The sequence below is a fragment of the Paenibacillus sp. J22P59 genome (assembly GCF_059383895.1).
The window spans coordinates 353,671-375,053 of the sequence record NZ_JBXENX010000002.1; the positions used below are offsets into that span (position 1 = coordinate 353,671).

The window sequence follows — 21,383 nt, forward strand, 5'->3', positions numbered from 1 at the left end:
TGGTTCAAAAGCCATGTTGAAAATGTGACGATTCAAGGTGGAGGTGAAACTTAGCATGCTTCGAATGGCACAAAAAAATCCGTGCGTCTGGAGTGATCCCAGGCCGCACGGAAATGTTTGGTTATTGTTTCGGAAGCGCGCCCGCTACTTCAATCGCACGATCCAGAAATTGCTCAATTTCTTCCCGTGATTTGCGCAGCTTGCTTACGAAACGTATAATTTCTTGCCCATTGCTGAAGGCAATAAAGCTTGGAATACCCAGTATGTTCAATTCAGAGCATAGGTCAGGAAGATCATCGCGATCAACTTCGTGGAAGGTGATTTTTCCGCTGTACTTCTCGATAAGCTCCGGCATAAACGGGTCGATGAAATGGCAGTCTTTGCACCAAGTCGTCTTGAATACCGTTACTGTAATTCCTTCACCTTGAACCGCTTCGCGAAAAGCCTCATCGGTTGTCAGTTTGTTCATTGCATTCATCCTCCTGCTTTAACTAGCTTACTTCACGTTCGATGACGAACACTTTGGCATCGCCATAGGATTTGTCCCAATATACTTTAGCGCCGAAAGCTGTGGAGAAGTCTCGGCCTGCAACATATAGAGCTCCATCAATTGTCTTAGTAGGGAATGACCATTTCACGGATTTTCCATTTACAGTCACCTTGTCGCTGCCTTCTTTAAGAACAATTGTTGTATTCGTAGCTCCATCAAATACGGTAATATTTTTCGTTTTCTTATCATAGCCGACCGTTGCTCCAAGCTCTTCTGCAGCTATACGAAGAGGAATGATGGTAACATAGCTAGGAGTTACAATCGGCGGGTACTCATCATAATTAGCATACAGTCGAACCTCTTGACGACCGATATGGAATTTATTTTTGAGCAAATCATAAGCCACCGACTTCTCATCAAACATTCTCAGTGCTTGATAGCCTTGCAAGTCGAACAATTGGTCAGCCGTTACTGCGTTCTCCGGTGCAACAGGAACTTCCGGCTTAACTGTGCCGTTCACATTCCATTGCTCTGTCTCCGTACGGATTACGATAGCCTCAAGCGGGAACAAGAAAGCATCAGATGGCTTAAGCGTGGCTTCGATCACTTGCTTGCGAATATCCAGCTTGCTGTCCACATAGACATCCGCTTTTAGCGTCGTCTCTTTACTTAAAACCTTGTTCAGCGTTTCTTTTTCCTGTGCTTCAAACTTAGCCAACTCGCCTTGCAAGCTTACAAGCTCTTCAGCAAGCAGCGTCGATGCTTCCTTAATTAGATCTTCCTTCGTTGGTGCATCCAGGCCTTGCTCTTCGAATGGGTTAACCGTTCCAAGCGCTTCCCATACATCAGGGTTACTAGCCAAGATCGTTACAACATTCGTTACAAGCGTATCCAGACCCTTACGATCAGCTACGAGCGCATCAACGTATTTCTTGACCCACTCCCAAATTTTCATGCCATCAAGCTCGGTATGAACATGAACCAATGAAGTCGATACGCCGTTAATAGGTTCATTAACCGTCGCGATTGTCAACTTCTCTGGATTAGGCAGGTTGTTGATGAAATAATTCGAAGCTTCATCAATAATTTTATGTCCAAGTGCTGTCAGCGACTCTTGATTTGCTGCTGGCGTTTCACCCACGGCTGGAACACCCAGCAGTGTGGAAAGACCTTCCTCACTCAAATCAATCACGAGCGGCTGCTTAGCACCCTCGATTTCGAGTACAGCTAAAGTCTTCGAAAGCTTAAGTCCGAAGCCAATGCTTGTCTTTTCCCCGAAAATTAGCTTGCCCTTGTAGGATGCGTTCGATTGATCCTGAACTTTAATATCATCCAATTGTATTTTCATATTCGAGAATAATTTAATAAGAGCTGTTTCTTCCTCATCAAGGCCTTCGAACGTAGCTTCATTAAGCTGCAGCTTCAGCTCAAAGGATTGCTTGCCTTCCATAGACGTTACCTTCAATGAGTTCTTAAGTACAGCATTAAGGTCTACGCCAGACACAGCCTGACAGCCCGCAACTAGTACGAGTGCCAAGGCAAGGAATAGCATAATCCCCTTTTTAACAGTAACTAGCTTCTTCAATGAACAAAACTCCTCTCTTAGTACAATAAATAGAATATCTACCATTGTACATGAGGGTCCCCTTCCATGTAAATGTATGGAAAAGTAAGTTTTCCCCTTCGGTCGCTAGATTTGTGCCTGCTTTCGATTAAAAGGCTTAAGTAAAATCACGAACAGCTTTCTTAGAGGGCCTGGGAAGGACTTCGCATCCTCCATCGTTACTACCCGCAATACGATAAGCAGCGCCAAATATAAAATAGCTATTACCGTGCCTGTCGCAATGGCCGCTAGCAAAAACTCCACCTTCTCAGGCAAGCCATGAAGCAATTTACGTACCCCAATATCGGTTCCCCAGCCTGCTGCCATGGACAACATAATCGTAATCAGATATGGAGCCCAGCGACGCCCAAGCACTTGGAGCTTCACTTCTTTGGTAATCGCTTCAAGATTGAGCCATGCGATTACAATAAAGCAAATGCTGCTTGCAACTACAAGCCCGTATACGCCCATTATTGGAGCTAGAGCGAAGCTGCACAGCAGCTTAAGCGCAATCCCTACAAAGGTATTCCTCATCGGAATCCGCGGCTTTCCAAGCCCCGTTAAGATCGAGTTGCTCGTCATCATCGTAATTTGAAAGATCGTTCCTGCCGTTAGAGCGGCCACGATCCCGCTTCCGCCAGGACCTGTGAATAGAAGACCGGTTACAGAATGAGCTGCTACTGTAAGAGTGAGTGCCGCAGGCACCCCTGTAAATAAAACGATGCGCATGACGGTCGACGTCTGGCGCTGAACCTCTCCCATATTCCGCAGGGAATAGGCAGCAGACAATACCGGAATAATCGAAGTGCTTAGCGCAATAGCCAGAATCGGCGGTATGCCAGCGATTGCCTGTGCCCGGAAGCTTAGGTGACCTAACACTTGTGAAGCCTTGTCATAACCATAAATATTCTCCGTCAGCCGTATTAGCAAGGAGGCATCGAAGAAATAAATGAGCTGAACCGTCATTGCAGTGATGACGATCGGAATAGACATTGTAAAAATTTCACGGTAAATCGAGCGGAACGGAACTTTTGACTCCTTGTTGCTTGTCATCTTCTTCTCTCTAGCATCCATTCGTTGAAGACGGAAGCCAAACCAGATCATGACAAGCAATGCCCCGATCCCGCCAATTACATTGGCGAAAGTAGCTGCTGCTGACCCCCAGTTGATACCCCAGCCTAAGGAAACGACATAGTAAGCTAGTCCAACCGATACGGCAACCCGCAGAATCTGCTCGACTATCTGCGATAAGCCGCCAGCCATCATAATTTGGCGTCCTTGAAAATAACCTCTCATCATAGCAATGATAGGAAAGATGAGAAGGGTAGGCGCTACCGCCTTAATGGCGAGCTCAGCGCCTGGCGCCTTGGCAATATGCACAGCGTAAAAAGGCGCTGCGAGGTAAAGCCCCACCGTCATGATTACACCTGTAACCGCTCCGAACAGCAAGGCAGCCTGATAGACTCGTTTTGCTTCATGCTCTTGCCCTAGTGCATAGCGTTCCGATACCATTTTGCTTATTGCGCTTGGAATGCCCCCCGTAGCAATAATGAGAAGCATCAAATAAATCGTATTCGCAACTCCAAAGTAAATGCCGCCCTCTTCCCCTAATATATAATCGAGAGGGGTCTTCTGAAATATACCGAGCACCCTTGCAATTAAAGCAGCAGCTGCCAGTATAAGCGTACCTTTAATTAGTGAATCTTTTTTCATGATGAACCGTCACTTTCCCTGCATCTTGAATTAGTGTTGTTTGAGCTGCTCCAGAGGCTGATGATTGCCTCTTACTGGTGCTGCAGCACCAGATGGCTGCGCCCAGTTAATGCCATTCTTAATGATTTGCAGTATTTGCGGGTGATAATAAGTGGGATAAGTTTCATGGCCAGAACGGAAGTAGAAAATTTTCCCTTGTCCACGGAAGAATGTACAGCCGCTTCGGAAAACCTCCCCGCCTTCAAACCAGCTGACGAACACAAGCTCATCCGGCGCCGGAATATCAAAGTGCTCTCCGTACATCTCTTCATGATCCAGTGTGATGTACTCTGGCAGGCCTGACGCTATTGGATGCGCAGGATTCACGGTCCAGATCCGTTCCTTCTCCCCTGCTTCACGCCACTTCAAGTCACAGCCTGTTCCCATCAACCGTTTGAAGATTTTGGAGAAATGCCCGGAATGCAATACGATTAATCCCATTCCATTCATCACACGCTGATGGACTCGCTCTACAATGCCGTCATCGACACGATCATGGCCCATATGCCCCCACCAGAGCAATACATCCGTATTACCCAGCACTTCCTCTGTAAGGCCATGCTCAGGCTCCTCCAGCGTTGCTGTACGGATAGTGAACGATTCAGAGCCTAGCCCTGCTGCTAATGCCTGATGTATGCCATCAGGATATACTTGCTTGACCTCTTCCTCTTCCTTCTCATGCAAATACTCATTCCATATCGTAACTCTGATCATGCCTGCTCAGCCCCTTTGGAGTTATTGTTACATCAGCAACCAAACAACGAATAGAATAATCATGATAAGCTGCAATACAATCTTTACAAAGACGCTGCTCAATAGGCCAACAAGAGAGCCGAAGCCAATCTTTAAGGCACGCTCGAGACTAGTGCCAATAATCAATTCTCCGATCACAGCACCAGCAAAAGGCCCAATTATAAGGCCAAAAGCCGGTATCACGAAGGGTCCTAGGATAAGACCGATTGTGCTTCCTATGACCGATGCCTTAGAGCCTCCATACTTCTTCACTCCCCATGCACTAACCGCATAGTCCGCAATAAATAAGGCCACGAGAATAACCGTCTGAATCGTCCAGAACACCCAGCCGAACGGCTCGAAGGAGAAAAACCAGCCGTATACGAAAAAAGCCGCGTAAATCGCTACGACCCCTGGCAATATCGGATAAATAGTTCCTGCCATACCTACCAGGAATAAAATAACAATTAACGACCAGCCTAGAATGTCCACCAAGCATCAACCTTTCAAAACAAATCTCTTAATGACTTCCGCTACGCCATGCTCATTATTGGACAATGTGACCGCATCGGCAGCCTCTTTGACCGCATCCTGTGCATTCCCCATTGCTACACCAAGACCAGACTCACGAATGGCTGCAATATCGTTGAGGCTGTCTCCAACGGATATGACCTGCGACATCTCAATTCCAAGCAAGCTGCACAGCTCACGAAGGGCGCTTGCCTTCGATATCCCCTTTGCATTCAGCTCCAGATTGCAAGGTGAGGAATTGGTAATTTCAAGCGCATCCCATTCAGATACTTCCTCTAATATCAGTTGGCGTACCACATCATCCTCTGTATAATAACCGAATTTGAGCCAATGATGGGCTTCATAATCATGACTAGGTTCAATCCACTTCTCCAAATTATAAATATCCTCTGTCGAATAAGCCCAGAACCATGTTCCTGCATGCTTCAAAGCGAGCTCATGCAGCCGCTTCACATAGCTCGCGCTCAATAAAGAACGCTGATGCAGAACATGCGGCCGTGACCAGATCTCGCCGCCATTAACCGTAATCATCGGCGTCTCCAGCTTCAACTGCTCAGCGAAGGGCAGAGCGCTGCGAAATCCGCGTCCTGTAGAGAAGCTAACCGTAACACCGGCCTCCATAGCTCTCTGTATCCATAATGCGTTCTCTGTGCTTATCTCGCTCATTTCATTCAGTAGTGTACCATCCATGTCAAGCGCAATAAGCTTATAGTCCCCCATTGTGAATCCTCCTCAAAAGTTATGCTTTTTAAGCCTGCTATAAGTCATTTTAGCACAGTTTGGAAGGATTCCAAACGTCACTTCCCGTTCCTTCCCCCATCACTAATTATTATTTCACAGCAAAAAGGGAGCCGGAACAGTCAACAAGACCATTCCCACTCCCTCTGCCAGACATCGCTATTCGGCTACTGTAATTCCTTCTAGTACAGCTCCGCCACCTGCATCTGTTCCTTCAGCTGGCTGTGTCGACTCTTTTGGTTCCTCTGCTTCTTTCTGGAGCAGCACTTGCCCATCAGCTTGCAGCTTCACTAGAGCTTCTTCCAGCGTCACTTCTTCCTTCTTCACTTTCTCAAGCTCAGCCTCTACACTGCTTCTAAAAGACATATTGAACTCCTCAGGCAGCTTATCCAATCCTTTGTAAGGATTGAATGAACTTGGCTTCAACGTATAGAATGCTTGATAATTACGTCCGTCCTTCTCATCCTGGAAGTACTTAGGTCGAATGCCAAGATCTCCGTAGCGTGAGCTCTTAGATGATACTCTGGCGAACTCATCCCCCGTAATATAACTAATAAAAGTCCATGCTGCCTCTTTGTTAGGTGACTGAGCGCCAATAGCAAATATATTATAAAAAGCACTGCTGCTGCTGAAATCCGGATTGTTAGGATCGACAGGCACCGTCACCAAGTCCCAATTGCTTACAACACTATCCGGCTTTTCCTTGAAATAATCTGCAGCTTGCTTAATCTGCTGCAGCATGTAAGGAGACTCAATCATCATCGCCAATTTCTTGCCGATAAACGGATTGCTAAGCAAATATTCCTCGTAGCTCGTACCATTATTCATTCCTGCATTATCGTCTTCCGAATAAATAGCGCCTGATTTAACAGCATCAAGCGTCATTTGGAATACTTCTTTCCATGCGTCTGTATTAATGGTTACTTCTTTCTTGTCAGGATTGACATAGCTCAATTGCTTGGAATTAGCGATATTGCTCGCAATTTCATAGATAGAGCCGCTGTAGCCAACCTTCAAGCCATACTCCCGTTCTTTGCTATCTCCGTCAGTCGGGAATTGTCTCGCCAACTGCAGCACATCATTCCAGCTCATCTTATCAGTTGGATAAGTAAGCTTGTACTTATCGAATAAATCTTTATTATAGAACAGAGCTTGGCTGCTATAAGATGGCGTTAGGCCGTATAGCTTGCCAGCCCCTCTTTCCTTCAAATAATCTACTACACCAGGTACAAGACCTTCTACATCATACTTATCCTTCTCAATCATAGAATCTAGCTCAGCCAATTTGCCGTCTGTTGCCATCTGCTCATACTGCTCAATGTCAACCATGACAATATCCGGCTTCTCTTCTTCAATGAACTTATTGAGAAGATCCTTGTAGTTCTCTCCATTCTCCGTTCGAATACCGGAAGTAGATACGACCTCTATCTCAATTTTGGGATAGAGCGCTGAGAAAAGCATGCCGTATTGGCTGAAAAACTGTCCTTCATCATAAAACATAACTCTTAGTGTTGATTGTTCATTTGCTTTTTCTTTTCCCTCTGCCCCGAAGCTGCAGCCGGCAAGAAGCGTCAGCATGACGAGCATGGAAGTGATTAATTTCAATCGTTTCATTTTCCCCGTTTCCCTCCAAATAAGTCTATATTCATGAATGCATATACAAATTGCACCATTTATAAGACGGATTGGTTTTGATATAAGTTGCAACTATTTGGAAAATTGTTGGATAATTTTATAAGACTCCTTCATCATTGTCTCCTGTGCTTGCTCAGCTGGAACGCCATCCAATATAAATTGCGTAAATCCCGACTGTATCACTTTTTTCAACTGGCTGGCATAGGCAGTTGTAAGGGAGGAGTCATATATCATTTTGACCCGGCTGTCATAGATCGTATTGGACAAGGATTCCGCATCAATCCATTGCTCTCCTCCAGCAACAAGCGCCTTAATGACAACCGCTTGATCCACCTTCCTAGTGCCGGGAACATCACGGATGACTTTAGTTTGCTTGGCCATATAACGAATGAATTTGTAGGACTCCTCCTTGTGCTCGGACGTCGCACCTATCGCATTATAATGTCCGCCAATATAAGACAAGCCAATGTCTACCTCATTAGAGGATCGGGGGAGGGGAGCGAATACGGTCTCGAACTTATGCGGAAATCTCTCACTATCCTTAATCATCGCTAAGATGAAGGTCGCTGTTGGCAGCATTGCCGTCCGCCCATTCAGAAATTCGGTGCTGTAATGCAGCTTCTTGCCGACGATATCAGAGAAGGTTTGGACGGAATGATCCTCTTTCTCCATCGCGCCGCGAAGCTCGAAAAAGGCCTTATAAGAAGGATCTTCAAAGATCGGCTGCCCGTCTCTATCCAAGTAAGGATGCTCTTTTTCCGTGAAAGCAGGGAAATTGACGTACTCTCCCCAAGTGTGAAAATAAGCGCCGTATCGTTTGCCTTCTCCTGTACCTTTTGTCATCCTCTTGGCATACTCCCTGAAATCATCCCAGGTCCAGCCCCATTCCGGCAATGGCAGACCTGCTTCCTCCAACGCATCTTTATTAATGGCGATCAGCCAAGGCGAAGCGATATCTTGCATCCCATATACTTTTCCTTCATACATCGGATTAATGAAAAACTGCTCGGAAGGAATGATTGTATCCGCTTTCAAATAGTCATCAATAGGTGACAGCATGCCTCTTGCTGCCCGCTCGATAAGGAAATCTATATGGGAGAATGCAGCCACATCAATGACAGCACCGGATTCCGCCATGATATCCAGTTTTTTGTAAAAATTTTCGCTATTGCCATCAGCAACCAACTGCACACTATTGACCTCGATATTCGGATACGTTAATTCGAAATCATCTATGATCGCTTGAATCGTATTTAACGACTCCCCTGTTTCCCAATGATAATAATTAATCCTTACCTTCTCTTCCTCTCCATTTCCCTGCTGTCCGTTCTCTATATCATTCGTTTCCTTTTCTCGTATAGGTTGGTTCGACCAGCAGCCCATAAGCATGATTGCTGTTCCTACCATGACAATGAACCCCTTTATAGCTCTCATCTTATCCCCCTTGAACTTTGGTTAACTTATATATCGGCCAACTAATACCACTAAGACAGTCTTTTTTTACAAATATTAAAAAAACCGCCCGGTTTCTTCAATGAAGAAAACCAAGCGGTCTACATGGTATTTTTTATTTTTATAATTGAATAAGTTTGCGCATGCGCAGTTTTTTAATAACGAGCCCATGCGATGGAGAGAACAGAAATGCAAGGATGAATAAAAGTGCTGCTGCACAGACGATACAGCCGGCAATGGAAGCATCTAATACAATAGCTGTTCCATATCCGATGAATGTGCTGACAATTCCCGTAACCGCGCTGAGCACAATCATCATGCCAAGACGATCTGTCAGAAGATAAGCTGTAGAGGCTGGTATTACAAGCAAACCGACGACAAGTATGGCGCCTACGCTCTCGAAGGAGCTTACTGTAGCCATGGAGACCATCCCCATCAGCAGGTAATGAAACAGAGCGACCGGAATTCCGCATGCTGCGGCTAATGCCGGGTCAAATGCACAAAGCTTGAACTGCTTATAGAACAGAGAAATAATAATAAGGATGATCAATAATGTAGTGCCTAGCAGCCAGACCGGCTTGGGTCCTAGGTCAACGCCATTGACGATCCAGGTATTCCAATGTACATAAGCAATTTCACCATATAGTATCGCATCCTGATCCAGATGAACCTGTCTGGCGAACACACTGACAAGCAATACGCCAACGGCGAACATCGCGGTGAATACAACACCTATAGAAGCATCAGATTGAATGCCGCTTTGCTGGAACATTTGAATGAGGAAGACGGCAAGGAGTCCGCATATCATAGCTGCCACCATCATCATTAAGGAATCCCTTGAGCCGCTAATTAGAAAAGCAATGACAATACCGGGCATGACCGAGTGGCTGATTGCATCGCCGATCATCGCCATTTTGCGAAGAACGAGAAAAGCACCTAAAATACCGCAGCAGCTTGCGACGAGTGAGCCTGTGAGCAAAATCCAAAAGTCACTCATAGCATCGCCCCCTCATTAATGTCCTTTACGCGCTGCCTCGCACGCTCTCCACCTGAAGTTTCTTCTTCCAGCTGGCGTTTTACATTACGCCGTACGAACCTCTTCGCAATAATTCCCCGCTCTGGTCCGAACAGTACCGAAATTGCGAATAATAAGGTTGCTGCAAGCACCGTTAACGGGCCTGTAGGAAGATTCGATGCCGTAGAACTAATCAGCGTCCCCAAAGCTCCGCTTACCGCGCCGATCAAGCCTGATAAAATAACCATTAAGCCAAGCTTATTCGTCCAATATCTTGCAGAGACAGCAGGCGTTATGATAAGTGCAGCAACAAGTACAACCCCTACTGCCTGAATGCCTACCACTACGGCAATGACCATTAGGAACATGAGCAGCTGCTCTAGAAAAGCAACAGGATAACCAAGCCCTTTAGCAAAGCCCGAATCAAAGGAAATTAGCTTGAATTGCTTGAATAACAAATAACATACCGTTATAAGCAGAACACTAACGATCGACATCGTCAGAACATCAGATCCAACCATAGCCGCAGCTTGCCCGAAAATAAATTTATCTAGTCCACTTTGATTGCCGAAGCTGCCATGCTGAATAATAGTCAATAATACGATTCCTAAGCCAAAGAAGCTGGACAGTACAATTCCCATCGCTGCATCATGCTTGATTCGAGAATGGCGTGTAATCCAGCCAATTCCGAAGGTAGCTGCTACGCCTGCTATCCCTGCCCCGATTAAGAAGAACAAAAGGGATTTCGTACCTGTAAGCATAAATGCTATGCAAATTCCAGGCAGCGCAGCATGGGCCAGCGTATCTCCCATCAAGCTCTGTTTGCGTAAGTATGAAAAGCATCCGATAACTCCACTGCTTAAGCCAAGCAGCGTACAGCTAATGAAAATCCATTGCATATTAGGATCATTAAGCAAAAGCCATAGCATCTGCATCATTGTCTCACCCCTTCGTGACCGTCAAGCCTGAATTGCTGCTGCGATCGAGAAAAGCAAGACGTCCCCCATAGGTTTGCTGCAGCAGCTCTTGTGTAAATACTTCCTCCGTCCGGCCAAATGCTTGTAGCTCCACATTAAGCAGCATCACCGAATCGAAATATTCTTGCACCGTTGCGAGATCATGATGAACGACAATAACCGTCTTCCCTTGCTGCTTCAGCTCTTGAAGGAGCGTAATAATCGCCTTCTCTGTCGCTGCATCTACGCCTGCGAACGGCTCATCCATGAAGTAAAGGCTAGCATCCTGGGCAAGTGCTCTCGCCAGAAAGACCCTCTGCTGCTGTCCGCCTGACAGCTGGCTAATCTGGCGTGAAGCATAATCCGCCATTCCTACCTTGGTCAAGCATTCCATTGCGATTTCACGTTCCTTCGCACTTGGACGTCCGAACCAGCCTAAATGACCATAACGCCCCATTGTCACAACATCTAGCGCATTGGTTGGAAAATCCCAATCCACCGATTCCCTTTGCGGGACATAGCCGACCAGCTTGCGCTGCTGCTTATAGGGCTTGCCATAGACAAGCACATCGCCGCTCAGCCTCGGAATCAAACCAAGAGCCGCTTTCATCATCGTGGATTTGCCCGCTCCATTCGGTCCGATTACACCGATTAGCTCTCCTTCCGTAATTGAGAAAGAAACGTTTTGCAACACAGGCTTTTTCTGATAGGCAACGCTTAATCCTTCTATTGTCAAAGGTGCGGCCTTCCGCTTATTTATCCTATTGGCATTCACCGCTGCTTCTGAAATTGTCATTTGGATCACTCCGTTCTCTCCTTTTATTTCAAAGCTTTCACAATGGTGTCCACATTATGCTTAACCATTCCAATATAAGTACCCTCAACTGTACCCTCATCACCCATGGCATCTGAGAACAGCTCTCCGCCAATCGTTACATCATGTCCAAGCTTGCGAGCACCTTCAATGACGGAATCAATGGACTTGCGAGGCACGCTTGACTCAATAAATACAGCTTTAATCTTATTTTGCACAAGGAAATCCCTAAGTACGCTCACATTTTTCGAGCCGTATTCTGACATCGTATTCATTCCTTGAAGACCGGTTACCTTTAGCCCATATTCTGCACCAAAGTATCCAAAAGCATCATGTGCGGTGACAAGTATCCGGCGTTCCTTCGGTATCGTTGCAATTTGCTGCCTTGCATATTGATCCAGTTCCTCAAGCTGCGCAATATATTCAGCAGCCCTCTTCTTATAATTGTCTGCATGAGCCTGGTCCTTGCTCACCAATGTATCTCTAACGACCTCCGTAGCCGAAATCCACCGCTTCACATTAAACCAAATATGGGGATCATGTGTGAGATCCTTACCCGAACCGATGGTAAGCAGATCCGATTCCGGTATTTGCGAAGAAACAGCTACCGTCGTCTTTTTCTTCTCCAGCCTCTCGAACATCTCCGCCATCTTGCCTTCCAGATGCAGCCCGTTATAAAAGATGATATCCGCCTGATCCAGCTTCTTCACATCGCCATGAGACGCTTTATATAAATGCGGGTCAATGCCGGAGCCCATGAGGCCAGTAACAGCGACATCCGTGCCGCCGACTGCTCTGGCAATATCTGCAATCATTCCTGTTGTCGTTGTCACTTTCAGCATGCCGTCATGCTTGCTTCCGTCTGAATTGCCGCATGCAGTTACTAGCAGCATAATCGCTATCAAATAAGTAATTGTGAAGATCAGTCTCCTATTAGCAGAACTTATTTCCTTATATATACGCATGTGCAGCTCCTCCCTGTCCCTATTGTTGCCCGAACGAACATTAGTTAGCTTAGTGCCTCTTTTTTTATATTACACAAAAATGTTGTGCTTGTGCAACATTTATTTTATGCAAATATTCTGCCACTTGTCCAGTTGACCCTAATTCTTCCGCTCCAACAGACAGCGATGCCTGCGCATCGCTGGTCCTTACTTACTACCTGAACTTTGCTCACCTTAACGGAACTGCGTTCCTCTTTCCTTGCTCCAATCCTCCATTTGCTACTTTTAGCGGATCGCCGTTCCGCTATTGCTCTTCGACTAACAAAAAAACCTTCTTATACTCACCTTAACGGAACTCCGTTCCTCTATTCTCGCTCCAATCCTCCATTTGCTACTTTTAACGGATCCCCGTTCCGCTATTCGTCGCCCAGAATAATCCTCCTGCAACTTAACGGCGTATCTCAGACCTCTGTTTACCTACTTAACCCTTAACAGGCAGTATGCAATCAAGTCGAACTATTCCTGTTACTAATTTTTACGTTTCCTTATAGTACTAATTAGAAAAAGAAAAAGTGACTCAGATAAATTCTGAGTCACTTAAATTTATTACTCTGACTTCGTGGAGCCGTCACCAGCCTCACCGTTTTTAGAAGTATCGGATAGCTTGCCCGGCACTCCTTTCAGACCAATCTCATAGTCATATGCATCAAATATATGACGGGCAATCGGAGCGGCACCCCAACCGCCGAATTCACCATCTGGCACAATAACAGCAACCGCCAGTTTTGGCTTATCAGCTGGTGCATAGGCAATAAATACGGCATTATCCGCCATACGTCCTTTAACGCTGGACTGCGCCGTACCGGTTTTTCTCGCGTAAGTATAGCTTACGCCGTCGAAGCCCTGAGGCTTAACCAATGCCATTCCTCTTTCGACTTCTTCCCAATACGCATCAGGAATATCTATCGTGTTCAATACTTCAGGCTTAAAGCTCTGAAGCACATTTCCATCGGCATCTTTGATTTCATTTACGAACTGCGGCTTCATTCGTTTCCCTCTGTTGGCCATCATTGCTGTATATTGCGCCAACTGCAGAGTCGTATACCTAGCCTGCTGTCCGAAAGAAGCACGTACAAGGGCAGATTGAGAACTTGCAGTCTCGGCTTCATGGTAATAGTCGATCGTCCCCTTAGACTCGCCCTTGAGGCCGCTTCCGGTTAAGACGCCAAGCCCGAACTGCTTCATGTACTCATCCCAGACATCGACGCCCGCTTTGCCCTTATACTTGTTATACAGATTATTGCCAATCATCGCTGCCATGAATGGATTGGATGATTTGCCGATCGCGGCTGCCGGGTCCAGCAAGCCATAGGCATGATTCGAGGCATTACCAATTCGAACCTGATGTCCTTCACGACCAAAGAAGAACGCGCCTGTATCATTATATTGGCTGCTTGGTGTGAACAGCTTCTCATTCAGACCAATCAAAACAGATAGCGGTTTGAGAGTTGAACCTGGCGGAACGAGAGAAGAAGGATGACGATCCCTTTCTTCTTTAGTCGCATACTTGGCATATACCTCGCTTATTGTACCGTTGCCAAGGACGGATTCAAAGTTCTCGTAATCTTCATTGCTGATTCTTCCTCCAGCCCAGATATTCGGATCATAGTCTGGCATACTCGCCATTGCAACTATCTTACCGGTTTCTACTTCCATCGCAACCGCATAACCTGTCTTAGCGTACTGTGCTCGCTCACTTCTACGTGTAGAAGTACTGATCTTTTTAATATGATCAACGATCGCTTGCTCGGTCTTTAATTGTATATTGCGATTAATCGTTAAGTAGAGATCCGAGCCTTTTTGTGGATTGGTTATTTGCATAGGACCGATAATCCGTTCCGCGTTATTAACGGGATATTTCTTCAAGCCATTCTTCCCGCGGAGCACCTCTTGATACATATATTCAAGCCCATCGAACCCGACATCCTCCTCTTCCAAATATTGAAGCTGAGGATCCTGTTCTTCGCTTTTCTCCTTATAATAAGTCAGTGATTCCCGTACACCCTTATACTTCTTCAAATAGCCGACAAGCTGTACGGAGACAGAATCCTTACTATAGTTGCGGACACTTTCTTCAAGAATATCAATGCCTTTGTAGTCACTGCGATTCTCCAAGAAATGAGCAATTTCCTCATTCGTCAGCCCGGACTTGATTCGTCGAGGCGTCGAGATAATATTTCTGCGGAAATCAAGATCCATCTGCCTAATAATATCTTCAACCGTCATTGTCAGCTCCGGATCTCCATACTTATCGAATACTTCAGCGAGCTTGCGGGCAATTTCTTCTGAATCCTCTGTTTTGAAATCCGGGGATATCGTAAAGTATAACGACTGTGTCGCAGTCGAATAAGCAATTGGTTCTCCCGTGGAATCATAAATATTGCCGCGAATCGGAGCAATCTTAATGCTCCTCGTACTCTTCTTGTTTCCTTGTGCACTAAGTTTCGGTCCCTCTACAAATTGCAGAATAGCCAATTGAATAATTAGAACACTAAATAGTCCAAATACGATGAAGAAAAAGAAGTTCAGACGAAAAGAAAATTGCCTTCGGTTATTAATTTGACGTTTTTGTGGATCATCGTGCATTTCCTTCACCTCATGTCCTGTGCGTATGTTATGCTTCTCGAATATGTGTCTGATCAAACTCAGGTGAATTAAACCAATCGCCGCTGGATGCCCAGGTTGCATCCAGCGGTATCCAGTGCCCCGCTTCTCCGCCAATTCTAACCTCATTCCAAGCATGCGGACCATATCCACCCTGCCCATCTGCGCCTAGGCCCGTTACAACACGAACCTCTAGTCCTGCAGAACGGGCCATCACCGCATAGAGGCGAGCAACATCAATACAAACTCCCTGCTTGGAATCAAAGGTTTGCTGCGGATTTTGTTCCTTCCAAATACCGCGCTCTACATAATTGCGAGCTTTATCCCAATCATATGCGATCCGGGTGCCAAGCCATTCATACAAGGCTCGTGCCTTCTCCTCATCTGTCACAGCATCCTTGGTCACATGCAAGGCAGCTTCTTCAATCTTCTCAGGCACCGCGTAATCAATAACCTCGTATTTGCGTTGCAACACTTTCTGGAATTCAGCTTGCACCGCTTCAGCAAGAACCGGACCTTGCTTCGTAATGATATCTCCGGCTACCGGCTCCAGCACTGCCGCTGCTTCAGTATACAACGGTGATTGCCGAATTTCATCTGCCAGCAGTCCTTCCGGAGCCAATGTGACATAAATAAACAAAATAGCGATTAACACAAAGGAACGTCCAGCCCCAAGAATAGCTCCTAGCAGCGCCCCTGCCGCCCTGCTTGCAGTAGAACTACCCGGAAGTCGAGCATCTTCATGCCCATCATGCCTCATCCACGCCGAGAATACCCACTCGATCACTGGTGTTGCCATAGAGAAAATCAATCGGAACAGCAAATACAAAACTAAGAATAACACGCCAAAACGAAGCATAGCAAAATCGCGGAGGCTTGTAAGCAGTGTATACCATAGCTGTGCAAGCTCCCCTAGCTCTTGATTAGGCAATTTCACATTTGCAAGCAGCCAATCTGCTGCAATAGGGGATAGAATCATTGCCAAGCGGCCTGCAAGGAGCAGACACACAATGATAATAAAGGTATCCCATATAAAATAGAAAAGACGCCTCGCAGAACCCGACGCGCCTCTCCTCATCCCTTGAATTAATGAGCCAATCAAAAGCAAGAGAACAATAATCGAGACAGGTTCCCAAATACTAGCCGTGCGAACCCAATCCGCCATATGCATCCCTCGCTTCCTTAGATCATAACGCCTGGTTCTAGACTTTACTGTTCAGCTTAGCCTGATTAATCAACGTTTCTATCGTATCATTAATTTTCCAAGTGCCAAGCGAGGTTCCTTTGAAAGTAACAGCCACCTCACCGGACTTCGGTACTCCTGTCAGCTCTACATTATCTGTCTTCACCGTATAAGTGCCATCTGCATTTGTCTTGAATGTCGCTTTCTCAACCTCGCCGACCATGGCTGTAATCGCTTCTTGCTTCACGCTTTCCACTACCTTCGTACCCATTGCATTCAGATCAATTGACTTCAGGTCATCCATGCTGTAGCCGCTGTATACAACGACACCAATCAGTATAGCCGCAACAAGCGCCCATTTCACAACCGTCTTCACAATCCCAATGATAATAAGCAGTACGACAAGCGCTATAACAAGCAACAGCCAGTTGTTCTCAAAAAAGGCAGTCCAAGTACTCCAGTCATAGCTTGAAAAATCTAAAAAATCCAACCCAATCCCTCCTATTATAACGCGAGCATAGACTCATTATCAAACATTATAACCCACCCATAATATGGCGTAAACGTCCAACTCCCCGTTACCTAGACATATCCTGTCCTACTTGAACGTACAAGTAGATAAAGAAGGCATTTCCTAAGGAGGAGCAGCCCTAGTGAAAACAGCTATATGGCTTTACTTATTTTTGTTCGTCGCTTTTTTTGATCTGCATGCCCAATATCCAATTCTCACCCCGTTTGCCATTTCGTTAGGAGCGGCGCCATCCTTCATCGGGCTTATGATGGGGATGTATTCCATCACGCACTTGCCTGGCAACTTAATGGCAGGCTTCGCCATTGATCGATACGGAAGCAGATTGTTTATCGTCTTCAGCCTCATGGGAGCAGGCGTTATTCTGCTATTCCAATCACAGGTTACCGATCCTTGGGAGCTCCTCTTGCTTCGCTCCATCAGCGGATTCGTGCTGGCGTTTCTCTCGCCCGCTTGCCTGGCCCTTCTTGCACGCTTGTCAACGGATCGCATTCAACAAGGCAAGCTAATGGCAGGCAACGGCCTTGTCCATACGCTGGCAACCGTTGTTTCACCTGCTGCTGGCGCCTATCTCGTAGCCAAGATCGGCTTCACGACGGCCTTCTACATACTGGGCTGGATTCTCATTGTTACCGCCATCTGCGCCTTATTCTTTATTCGAGATATCAAAGCAGCCTCAACTGAGGCTGACAGCGTCCCAATAAAGCTGCCGATTAAGCAGGAGGCTACATCCATACCTTGGCTCGTCTTCATCCTTCCAGTAGCCACCAGCTGCGCCCAGGGCATCCTCTCCTTCGAGCTGCCATTGATCGGCAAATCACAGCAGGATATGATGACAACAGGGCTGCTGTTCTCTGTCGTCAGTATCGGCGCTCTTATTACGCTAAGCCTGCTCTTTCTCAACCGTATCTCTTCTTTTCATCGAACGCTATGGGGATCGCTTGCTCTCGCTATCGTGTACTTTACGATTGCATCGGACCCTCCATTCCCGCTTGCGGTCATGCTCCTCTTTGTCGGGATGGCAAAAGGAATTATTATACCGGCCATATCGACCTTGCTGATCGAATTAAGCGGAGGCTCTCACTATGGCAGAACCTTTTCGGTCTTATCCATTGCTTATTCCATAGGCGCTTTTATTGGTCCAATGCTGGCTGGGCAGCTTCGCGATTACATATCGCCATATTATTTAGCTTTCTTGGCCCTGATGATTGCTGTAACTGTGCTGCCCTTTCACGGTCGCCGCACCACCTTGCCTTCACGCACGAAATTTTCATAAACAAGCCTAAGATATTTTCCTTCGTATTTGATACACTAAGCCTATATAACTAAAGCAGGTGATCGAGAAATGGATATTGCCATCATCGTCGAAGGAAAAAACGATAGAAGCCGAATTCGCCGCGTGCTGCATGAAGATGTTCCGATCTATTGCACCTTCGGTACGCCAGGCTCTCAGCAGATTGAGAAGCTGCGCAAGCAGGTTGGCAGCAAGCACGTCTATTTATTTACAGACAATGACTCCTCTGGCAAACGCATACGCGGTATTCTTCGAGATGTCTTCCCCGACTCCGAGCAAATCTACACAAGAAAGGGTTATTCCGGAGTTGAGCATACGCCAGAGGAATATTTGATCGGACAACTGGAAAAAGCGGGACTCGAGGAACATATTCTGTACCCCGATCCCGCTTCCATATGGCTCAAAGAAGATCAAATTTGAAGAAGAAATATAACGAAGGACACCGTTACAATACTAATAACCGTTGATAGGAATACGGCCTGCGAGGCAAATTCCGGCTCATTATCAAACTCTACTGCCAGCAGCACGCTGCTTAGTGAAGTCGGTACAGCAGAAGACACGATCAAGGCAGCAGCCATAAGCCCTTCAATTCCTAACAGCCATACAACAATAGCAGCTAGAAGCGGAGCTACCAGCAGGCGCAGCGTATTAGACAACAACACATTGCCCAATATGTATTTATTAATGACCCATTTCATGCTCCCTAGCTGAACGCCCAGCGTCACAAGCGCAGTTCCGATAAAAGCATCTGCCAAATAAAAAATCGGCGTTTCTACCGGCTGGGGCAGCTTAATGTTAAGTCCATTCAGTGCAAAAGCAAGCGGAATAATATAAATGATAGGCTGCGATACTATCGCTCGCGCTGTCGAGCGCCAGTCCATACGATGTGCATTGACGCTATAAATGCCATACGTATTAGGAAGCAAGGATTGCGTCACCATAATAATAATCTGTATGGACAGCGTATAAGCATTCCCGGAAAAGGCCAGTTGATTGATCGGTATTCCATAGTTCGCACTATTATAAAATAACACGCTGTTCCTCATCGCTCCGCGCATCCCGCCTTGCAGTCCGCGCAGTCTGACTGCCGCTTCAACGACCGCGAATTGCAAAGCCATGAACAAAACGACGAACGATAGCACCTTGCCAATTAATGAAGCCGATATTTCAGTCGTATAGAGCAGCTTGAATATAACAGCAGGAGAAAAAACATAAAAGTTCAGCTTCGACAACGTCTTGATGTCCAAAGAAAAAAGCCGCTGCATGATGAAGCCAACGGCTATCAACAAAGTCAGCGGCAATACATTATTCCATACAATATGCCAAAAAATCGCCATCTTTACTCCTTGGCAAGCTGTTTCAGAGAAGCAACCAGCGCTTCTGGCGTCAGCTCCTCATCGCTGCCATTAACCCAGTCGCGAATATTTCCCTCTTTATCCACTAGCGTGATCACATTAAAGTGAATGAAGGAGTTGGTTTCCTTATCCTTCTTTACGCCTACGCTGAAATCTTGAGCCAGCTTCATCGTGGCCTCTTCTTCCCCGCGCAAGAAATGCCAGCCTTTAAAGTCTGCATAGTTCCGCTTGGCGAACTCACGGATAACCTCTGGCGTATCTCTTGTCGGATCGAATGTAATAGACATCAGTTCCACTTCTGTCCCAAGCAAGCCTTCCTTCTCTAACTGATCCTGCACTTCAGAGAGCAAGAACGTAGTCGGAGGGCAAACATCAGGACAATTGGCAAAATAGAAATAAACGATGCGCGCTTTGCCGTTTGTCGAGGCAAGTGATACTGGGTTGCCATCAATGTCGTTCATTTCGAAGGCGGGAGCTGCCATTTCAATTGGCAGTGCCGCCTCTTTTGACTCTGAAAGATTTGTAATAATTAAATAAATGCCCATTGCCAAGCAAAGCGCCAATACGGCGATTTTGAAGCCATGCTTCTTCATCAAAGCCATCTTGCCAATCTCCCCTTACTTCAACGTATTAGCCATCATTACAATAAATACAACCATCAGATAATTAACCGAAATAAGAAAATTCACTTTTGCCCATTTCTCATCATCCTTCGCCTTCAAGCCCATAACCGTGTGGACAGCCCAGATAATTCCCGCCAATAAGGAAATAATCAGGAACACATAGCCGGCATAGCCATAGGTAAATAGCAGTATGCAAGTTGGAATGAGCAATACGGTGTAAGGAATCATCTGAAGCTTCGTCCGTCTAATGCCCTTCACTACAGGCAATAGCGGATAGCCGGCGTTGCGGTATTCTTCCACACGACGAATCGCCAGCGACCAGAAGTGAGCCGGCTGCCATAGGAATAAAAAGGCAAACAATAGCCAAGCACCCGCATCCACCTCTGTTGTAACCGCGCAATAACCAAGCACTGGCGGCATTGCGCCAGATATTCCTCCAATGGATGTGCTCCATGTCGAAGTTCGTTTCAACCACATCGTATAAATGAAAATATAAACGAACCAGCCAAGAAATCCTAGCCAGCCAGTTAACGGGTTAACGAGCAAGAACAGTACAGCAAGTCCAACTATTCCTAATATAATGCCGTATCCCAGCACGAAATTAGGCTTCAGACGCTGCGTTGGCAGCGCACGGTTCTTCGTCCGCTCCATCTTCAGATCAAGCTCACGATCCCAGTAGTTATTAATGACACAAGCAGATGCGATCGTGATGGTCGAACCAACTACTACCCATAGCAGCATTAACCAATCAATGCTCCATTTAGATGCTACCCAAAATCCGCCGATAGCCGCGAATACATTCAGCCTAAGCAGGCGCGGTTTAGTCAATGCAATCAAGTCTTTAAGCACGAAGCGAGCCTCCCGAGTTATGCAACAAGGCGTTAGTCATTCACGCCTATACATTTCATTATGAATCGTTCTTAATCATACAGAAAAAACCTCATGATGACAATGTTCACTACTATTGTTCATCAATTCGTCATTCAAATTGTGACAATAAATTTGTAACCCTTTTGATGGGCGCACAATACAATGACTATGTAGTCGGGTGCCCAGATAATCAAGGCTTAGAC

General features: G+C 46.2%; 20 protein-coding genes. 2 read left to right on the plus strand and 18 right to left on the minus strand.

The genetic code is table 11. The features are described 5' to 3' along the window. Window positions 1-121: 121 nt before the first annotated feature. From AC50YO_RS04850 to AC50YO_RS04920, 15 genes are all read right to left on the minus strand, one after another. On the minus strand, window positions 122-469 hold the full coding sequence (locus tag AC50YO_RS04850; protein ID WP_494843868.1) for a thioredoxin family protein: 348 nt from the start codon (window positions 467-469) through the stop codon (window positions 122-124). A 22-nt stretch (window positions 470-491) separates the two neighbouring features. Continuing rightward, the gene (locus AC50YO_RS04855) at window positions 492-2,075 is read right to left on the minus strand and encodes a copper amine oxidase N-terminal domain-containing protein (RefSeq protein ID WP_494843871.1); all 1,584 of its coding nucleotides are present in this window, start codon (window positions 2,073-2,075) and stop codon (window positions 492-494) included. Window positions 2,076-2,180: 105 nt separating this feature from the next. Beyond that, complete coding sequence (locus tag AC50YO_RS04860) at window positions 2,181-3,806, minus strand: putative polysaccharide biosynthesis protein (protein WP_494843874.1); 1,626 nt, start codon at window positions 3,804-3,806, stop codon at window positions 2,181-2,183. A 30-nt stretch (window positions 3,807-3,836) separates the two neighbouring features. After that, window positions 3,837-4,559: a ThuA domain-containing protein gene (locus tag AC50YO_RS04865; RefSeq protein WP_494843880.1), complete on the minus strand. Its 723-nt coding sequence runs from the start codon at window positions 4,557-4,559 to the stop codon at window positions 3,837-3,839. A 27-nt stretch (window positions 4,560-4,586) separates the two neighbouring features. Beyond that, a complete protein-coding gene (locus tag AC50YO_RS04870) occupies window positions 4,587-5,069 on the minus strand; it encodes a DUF456 domain-containing protein (protein ID WP_494844132.1) in 483 nt (160 codons plus the stop codon). Window positions 5,070-5,075: 6 nt separating this feature from the next. Continuing rightward, entirely contained in the window at window positions 5,076-5,828 is a 753-nt protein-coding gene (locus tag AC50YO_RS04875; protein ID WP_494843885.1) for a Cof-type HAD-IIB family hydrolase, read from the minus strand. 177 nt (window positions 5,829-6,005) lie between these two features. Beyond that, the gene (locus AC50YO_RS04880) at window positions 6,006-7,460 is read right to left on the minus strand and encodes an ABC transporter substrate-binding protein (RefSeq protein ID WP_494843887.1); all 1,455 of its coding nucleotides are present in this window, start codon (window positions 7,458-7,460) and stop codon (window positions 6,006-6,008) included. Window positions 7,461-7,553: 93 nt separating this feature from the next. Beyond that, a complete protein-coding gene (locus AC50YO_RS04885) occupies window positions 7,554-8,915 on the minus strand; it encodes an ABC transporter substrate-binding protein (RefSeq protein ID WP_494843890.1) in 1,362 nt (453 codons plus the stop codon). A 139-nt stretch (window positions 8,916-9,054) separates the two neighbouring features. After that, window positions 9,055-9,930: a metal ABC transporter permease gene (locus AC50YO_RS04890; RefSeq protein WP_494843892.1), complete on the minus strand. Its 876-nt coding sequence runs from the start codon at window positions 9,928-9,930 to the stop codon at window positions 9,055-9,057. Next, a complete protein-coding gene (locus tag AC50YO_RS04895) occupies window positions 9,927-10,883 on the minus strand; it encodes a metal ABC transporter permease (RefSeq protein ID WP_494844134.1) in 957 nt (318 codons plus the stop codon). Before AC50YO_RS04895 ends, AC50YO_RS04890 begins: the two co-directional genes overlap by 4 nt. A gap of 7 nt (window positions 10,884-10,890) precedes the next feature. Further along, window positions 10,891-11,700 carry a metal ABC transporter ATP-binding protein gene (locus AC50YO_RS04900; RefSeq protein ID WP_494844136.1) on the minus strand — a complete coding sequence of 270 codons (810 nt, stop codon included), beginning with the start codon at window positions 11,698-11,700 and terminating at the stop codon, window positions 10,891-10,893. Between the two features lie 23 nt (window positions 11,701-11,723). Beyond that, window positions 11,724-12,683: a metal ABC transporter solute-binding protein, Zn/Mn family gene (locus AC50YO_RS04905; protein ID WP_494843895.1), complete on the minus strand. Its 960-nt coding sequence runs from the start codon at window positions 12,681-12,683 to the stop codon at window positions 11,724-11,726. Window positions 12,684-13,268: 585 nt separating this feature from the next. Then, complete coding sequence (locus AC50YO_RS04910; RefSeq protein WP_494844139.1) at window positions 13,269-15,308, minus strand: peptidoglycan D,D-transpeptidase FtsI family protein; 2,040 nt, start codon at window positions 15,306-15,308, stop codon at window positions 13,269-13,271. 28 nt (window positions 15,309-15,336) lie between these two features. Further along, window positions 15,337-16,491, minus strand: coding sequence for a transglutaminase domain-containing protein (locus tag AC50YO_RS04915; RefSeq protein WP_494843897.1), 1,155 nt, complete (start codon window positions 16,489-16,491; stop codon window positions 15,337-15,339). Between the two features lie 37 nt (window positions 16,492-16,528). Then, window positions 16,529-16,999: a hypothetical protein gene (locus AC50YO_RS04920; RefSeq protein ID WP_494843899.1), complete on the minus strand. Its 471-nt coding sequence runs from the start codon at window positions 16,997-16,999 to the stop codon at window positions 16,529-16,531. 163 nt (window positions 17,000-17,162) lie between these two features. On the opposite strand from AC50YO_RS04920, the gene AC50YO_RS04925 reads away from it, so the two are divergent. Both AC50YO_RS04925 and AC50YO_RS04930 read left to right on the plus strand, forming a co-directional pair. After that, the gene (locus AC50YO_RS04925) at window positions 17,163-18,314 is read left to right on the plus strand and encodes an MFS transporter (RefSeq protein ID WP_494843901.1); all 1,152 of its coding nucleotides are present in this window, start codon (window positions 17,163-17,165) and stop codon (window positions 18,312-18,314) included. 69 nt (window positions 18,315-18,383) lie between these two features. Then, window positions 18,384-18,752: a toprim domain-containing protein gene (locus AC50YO_RS04930; RefSeq protein ID WP_494843904.1), complete on the plus strand. Its 369-nt coding sequence runs from the start codon at window positions 18,384-18,386 to the stop codon at window positions 18,750-18,752. Here the strand turns inward: AC50YO_RS04930 and AC50YO_RS04935 are convergent. From AC50YO_RS04935 to cyoE, 3 genes are read right to left on the minus strand one after another with little or no spacing between them, the layout of a single operon-like run. After that, on the minus strand, window positions 18,743-19,669 hold the full coding sequence (locus tag AC50YO_RS04935) for an AEC family transporter (RefSeq protein WP_494843907.1): 927 nt from the start codon (window positions 19,667-19,669) through the stop codon (window positions 18,743-18,745). The genes AC50YO_RS04930 and AC50YO_RS04935 overlap by 10 nt on opposite strands. 2 nt (window positions 19,670-19,671) lie before the next feature. After that, window positions 19,672-20,289, minus strand: a complete 618-nt coding sequence (locus AC50YO_RS04940) for an SCO family protein (RefSeq protein ID WP_494843909.1) — start codon at window positions 20,287-20,289, stop codon at window positions 19,672-19,674. A 15-nt stretch (window positions 20,290-20,304) separates the two neighbouring features. Beyond that, window positions 20,305-21,180, minus strand: coding sequence for a heme o synthase (cyoE, locus tag AC50YO_RS04945; RefSeq protein WP_494844141.1), 876 nt, complete (start codon window positions 21,178-21,180; stop codon window positions 20,305-20,307). Window positions 21,181-21,383: the final 203 nt, after the last annotated feature.